This is a genomic window from Caballeronia terrestris (assembly GCF_001544515.1).
GTDB lineage: Bacteria > Pseudomonadota > Gammaproteobacteria > Burkholderiales > Burkholderiaceae > Caballeronia > Caballeronia terrestris.
Window position 1 is genome coordinate 1 of the sequence record NZ_FCOL02000349.1, and the last position, 1,675, is coordinate 1,675.

Consider the following 1,675-nt stretch of genomic DNA (forward strand, 5'->3'; position numbering starts at 1 on the left):
CATTCATGCTCTGAACTTGATCGATCAAACTAGCGGCAACGAACACGGTGAAGGTGAAACGCCCAGGATCGAGCAACGAGCTGACTCCGCGGCAACAGGAAATACTTAAACTGGTCACCCGCGGCATTAGCAACAAGGTGATTGCCGATCAACTCGGAATCAGTGTCGACACCGTGCGTCGCCACGGCGCGCGAATAAAACATAAAAAGGCAACTTCAACTACTTCCTCCATCGCTTGTCAGCATCTATGGCAGGATCTCGATCACGCGCTTGCTTCGTTTCTACCCGAGCGGCTGCTGAGCCCTGCGGAGATTCGCGTAGTGGCATTGCTTTGTCGTGGATTATCCAGCAAAGAGATCGCGCGTGCGTTGGGGATCAGCTCACGCACTGTGGACAAACATCGCGAGCACGTTCTGCACAAACTCGGCATGCACTCGACCCGTCAGCTCACGGCCTGGATCGCGAGTCAATGCGCAGAAGGTGGAGTGCCAGTCGCGTCTGAAAGAATCTGAACGATCACTTCGGCGCCGTCGGCCTCTGATCGGGTCGATCGAAACTGAACAGGCGGACGATCATCGCATCGATCACGCGGAAGAATCCGTCCGCGCCATACCCCGCCAGAAACGCGATTCCCGACGCTGATAGCGTCAGCTTACCCGCGCCCGAACTCACCTGTCCCGCGACTGAAGCCGGCGTGAAGAACAGACCGACCGCAAGCCCGGCGATGGCACCGAGTATCAGCCGGATGATCGCAAGCGTCTCATCGCGCGGCGCGAGAATGCTGCTGGTGATCCGGCTGCTGATATCGCGCAGGAACGAAGCGATTGTCCCGACCAGCCCGAACATCGCCGGCAACACAAAACTTGCATACGCAGACAGAACCAGCGTGATCGACTCGATGCTCTCCTGCGTCCCGACATTCTGGCCCGCCTTGTTCTTCGAATGCGTCGGAGAAACAGGAAACGGCACCGTCAGCCAGGAAGAAAGTCCATTGTCCGCAAAGCTCGCGTCATCGTCGATGGCTTTTTCGTAGCGCGCCTGATGGTAGGCCCACTGGTTGCACAGCATTCGTATCGGGTTGCTCTGTTCGTCGATCTTGTCGTTGCATCGTACGGGCACGCTCGCGTGACTCTGCTGATCCGGCGGCAAAGCCGCGTTTTCCTTGTCGGCGAGAACGTAGATCTGATTGGTCACCTCCATCACGCTCTTTTGCTCGTCCTCGAAGCGCGCAGTCAGTTCTACACCGTACACGACAAGCCATAACAGAATCGCCGCGATCGAGGTGATTGCGGCACCGACGCGCGAGACGTTGCGATGAAAAGACCGGAAGCGCTTCGCGCTGCGGATCAAGCCCGGATAAGCCAATTTCGCCACTTCGGCACGCGTCGACTCATTGACGCTCCTGGCTTTCTCCTCGCGTCTCTCGCGTCGCGTTCTGAACGCTGCCTCCTCGATGAACATATAGGTGTAGGCGATCATGAGGCCATTGGACGGACTGGCGATCGAGTTCAGCCTGTCCTTCACGCAGAGCAGCAGCGCGGCATCATCGGCGCGCTCTTCGATGGTCCGCGTGTCCGCCGGCGGATAACGCAACGCGCAGATGCGCCGGAGGATGTCGATGGACGCCAGAATAGCACCCGGTTGATTCGCGTTGTCGTCGCGCTCGGACCGCGCG

Annotated in this window: 2 protein-coding genes; one reads left to right on the forward strand and one right to left on the reverse strand. The window is 58.6% G+C overall.

Annotated elements, in window-relative coordinates:
- The first annotated feature begins 47 nt into the window (after positions 1–47).
- Positions 48–512 (forward strand): response regulator transcription factor, encoded by a 465-nt coding sequence (locus AWB67_RS37310; protein WP_235025588.1) that lies wholly within the window; start codon positions 48–50, stop codon positions 510–512.
- 4 nt (positions 513–516) lie between these two features.
- On the opposite strand, the gene AWB67_RS41225 is transcribed toward AWB67_RS37310, so the two are convergent.
- Positions 517–1,675 (reverse strand): hypothetical protein (locus tag AWB67_RS41225; RefSeq protein WP_159965155.1); only part of this gene is annotated, 1,159 nt, incomplete at its 5' end.